The organism is Hydrocoleum sp. CS-953 (assembly GCF_002260545.1).
In the GTDB taxonomy this organism is placed as follows: Bacteria; Cyanobacteriota; Cyanobacteriia; order Cyanobacteriales; family Microcoleaceae; genus Trichodesmium.
In genome coordinates, this window is record NZ_LGSU01000509.1 from 1 (window position 1) to 3,392 (window position 3,392).

General features: G+C 33.9%; 2 protein-coding genes and 1 pseudogene. 1 reads left to right on the forward strand and 2 read right to left on the reverse strand.

The window, feature by feature from the left end; all coding sequences use genetic code 11:
- Positions 1-346: 346 nt before the first annotated feature.
- Positions 347-1,672 (reverse strand): hypothetical protein, encoded by a 1,326-nt coding sequence (locus AFK68_RS05265; protein ID WP_094671878.1) that lies wholly within the window; start codon positions 1,670-1,672, stop codon positions 347-349.
- Positions 1,673-1,847: 175 nt separating this feature from the next.
- Here AFK68_RS05265 and AFK68_RS05270 point away from each other — a divergent pair.
- Positions 1,848-2,099: pseudogene (locus AFK68_RS05270) on the forward strand (XisI protein); the annotation flags it as partial.
- An 84-nt stretch (positions 2,100-2,183) separates the two neighbouring features.
- Here the strand turns inward: AFK68_RS05270 and AFK68_RS38170 are convergent.
- Positions 2,184-3,392 (reverse strand): GUN4 domain-containing protein (locus AFK68_RS38170; RefSeq protein ID WP_210407242.1); only part of this gene is annotated, 1,209 nt, incomplete at its 5' end.

Genomic DNA, 3,392 nt, shown 5'->3' on the forward strand with positions numbered 1-3,392 from the left:
CTGTGAGGGCTTCTTTTGATAATTTTTTGATTACTTCACTTAATATTTCATAAGCATAATTATAGAGACGTGGCATATTTTAACCTCTAGATTATAATTATTTTTAGTTTAAGCCTAATTTTTTAATTAGTCATCAGCAAAACTATCAATATTTCTTTATAAATTTAGCAGTATAAAATAAAAACATCTGTAAAAATACTGGTTTATTTTGAAACAGGAGCTTGAGTTTTGAACCCCTATCTATTAGGTAGAGGATTTTGGAAAATCTTCTACCTAATATTTAGAGTAAAAAACCTCATCCTTGCATCCCTGAAAACATCCCTATCTTGCCCTCTGAAATTTCAACTTATAAATTTTTCTGTTTATTCTTAGCAAATTTCAATAATTCTTGAGCTTCTTCATAATAAGTTGTTCCTGGTTGAACATTCTCTAACTGATTAATAATTTCCTGTAACTTACTAGCAACTAAACCTCTATCGGAATTATCAACAACATATTTTTGCCAATCTGCAATTAAATCTTTACCCCGTTTAAAAGCTGTTCCTGACTCCCTTTCTGCTTGTAAACGCATTTTAGCTTCACTTAGTTTTACCTGATATTCTGCCAATTTAGTTTGTGCTGCTACATAACTTGGGTTATCTACAGAAATTTTCTGTAATTGACTAATTGCTTTTTCCCATAAACTCACCGCTAGTTGCAATTTTTGTTCTGGATAAGGTTCATTTTCAGAAATTTTTCCTGCTTGCAAAACAAATTGTCTAGCTGCTTCAATTATCACATCACTGCGTTTACTACCATTAGCCAAACCTACTTCTGCTTGAAAATCTCGCTTAGTTGCTGCTAATTGTGGTTTTGCCATTTTTGCAGCAACAGTAGTAGGTGGAATTTGTGCTAACTTATCTATTCCAGTTTGCCAGTTAGCGATCGCCTCATTTTTTTCTGTTGAAGTTGCAGCTTCGAGATATTGTTGTTTAGCTGTAGCAATTTTTTGTTCCGCCTCCGTTAATAATGTTTGAGCATTTTTTTCTTGAAATACCTTCGCCTCCATTCGTCCTACCTGTTTTCTCGCCGTTTCAAATTCATCCAGTGTGAATTTCCAAGAACAACTAAAAAAGGTACAGTATCTTTCAGGATAATAACCTAAAAACCAAACAGGCAATTCATCAAGATGTTTTTGTGCCAAAACAACTTTTTCAGCACCAAAATTAATATCTGCACTGGAAGTTGCCTTATTAATTAATTGGTCTGCTTGTTCAACATTAGCGATCGCCTCCCGATAGTTATAATCCATATTTATATAACTAGGAATCAAAATTATTGGCGCTACTCTAGACACAGGTTTACGAATCATGGGATAGGGTAAATTTGCTACCCAAACTATTCCTGCCATTCCCACTAATGCAGCAGGTATCCAGGCAATTTTACTCAATATTCCTGGTGGTTTATTTGCTTTAGCTGCCTTCAGAATAACTGTCTCACTAAAATTAGGAAATTGGTCTTTTACTAAATAACTTAACTCTTCTTTGTTTAGGGGTTCTCCTGATTGGAAAGTTAACTTATCCAATCTTTTCATTACTATATTTTTTCCCACTTCCCCAACCAAATCTTCTTTAGCACATTTGTCAACTTCTACCTCTAATATTTTATAGGCTTGGTCATATAAACGTGGCATATTTTCACCTCTAGATTTATTATTTATATTATACTCGGATAATCAGTGGAGCCACACATCTAAAACGGTGCAATGGTTTGTTCAGACAAATTTTGAAACAATTTTGATAGCTTAAATTTTAACCCTCTAATGCACCCTAAAACAATAAACTTTTTAGCTATCCTATGGAGAGGTAGAAGTACAAACAATTTTCGACAGAGAACGAGACCATTATCAACTTTTAAATGTTGGGTGGGATGGCAATGAAAGAATTCGAGGTTGTGTTTTACAAATAGATATTAAAAATGAAAAAATCTGGATACAACATGATGCTACAGAAACTGGTATTGCTGGTGAATTAGTAGATTTAGGAGTTGCATCATCCGATATTGTTCTGGATTTTAATGCACCTTATAAACGAAAATATACAGGTTTTGCTGTGGAGTAGCGAGGGATAAGAAACCGGGTTTATCGAAGGTAGATATTAATATTGTGGGGTATTAAATAAACCCGGTTTCTCTGCTTTTTTATTCTACAAATCTTTGCTGAGAAGAGCTAAGTACAATTTTAATGCTTTTTCTTTTATTTTTATACCTGAATTTCTGTCTATAATTAAGAGATTATTTTGGTCTTGATTATTTATTTCCAAACCAGGTATTTCTGCACTCCATAAACACGGAACTACACCGTCTAATTCTAAGTTAAGGTCATTGTGTAATAACCACTGCCTCTGCTTTTGCCAACCCAAACTTTCGTAAAAATTATTCAAAACTTCCATTTCCGAACCTGTCCTATCGTTTTCATGGTAAATTTTCTTTTGAACACTGAAGCCATATTTACCCCCACTATATTTTACCCAAAGTTGATCGATAGCACTAAGGTCATCAGAAGGGAAGTTTTCAATGGCTTTTGAGTATTGTGAGTATTCAAAGTCACTTAAACTTAAGCGGAACAATGGAAATCTAAACATTGATATTACTCCTATTCTTCCTAAAAATCCTCCTATTACTACTCCTGCCAACACTACTCCTTCTATAACTCCTTTTATGACTAATACTACTGCTCCTGTTACTCCGCACCCTATAAAAAATCCAGATACTGCCCCTGCTAATATTCCTGAAGGCAGAGTTTCACTAAATTCCACTTCCATTTTTGCTCTATTTAGTCTTTTTACTCCTTCTGCTTTTTCTATTAGTCCAGATAATACTCCTCCTGCTCCTCCTACTCCTAGTGTTAATACTGAAAGTTGTAGTAATCTTCCTGTTGCTGCTCTCACTCCTATTAGCACTCCTGCTAAAGCTGCTGGCACAAACCCTACAATTATTTCTCTCCGAGATACTGATAAGTATTTTTTGATTTTATTAGCTTGAAGTATGATATCGAAAGTTTCATCATTCGCTTCTTTCCACTTCTTTGCTGCTAATAACTCACGAAGTTTGAAATATTTAGGAGATATCCCTTGTGGTGAAACTTGCAGTAGTTTTTTAACCGATCCATTTTCAAAAATATACTTTTTATCATTATTATTCGATGTCATTTTAGAGCAAAGTAACTGTTGAATTTTTGGGTAATTATTAATCCAATAACTTGCACTTCCTTTATCCTTTAATGGCATTATAGAGTTATTTAATCCAGGAGATTGATCGATAGCAAATTTTTCTAACTCAGCAAGTAGTTGATTATTATTTTTAAGTTCAAAAAGAAGACGGGGGTATTTAAGTGTTAGTGCAGTAAACTTACC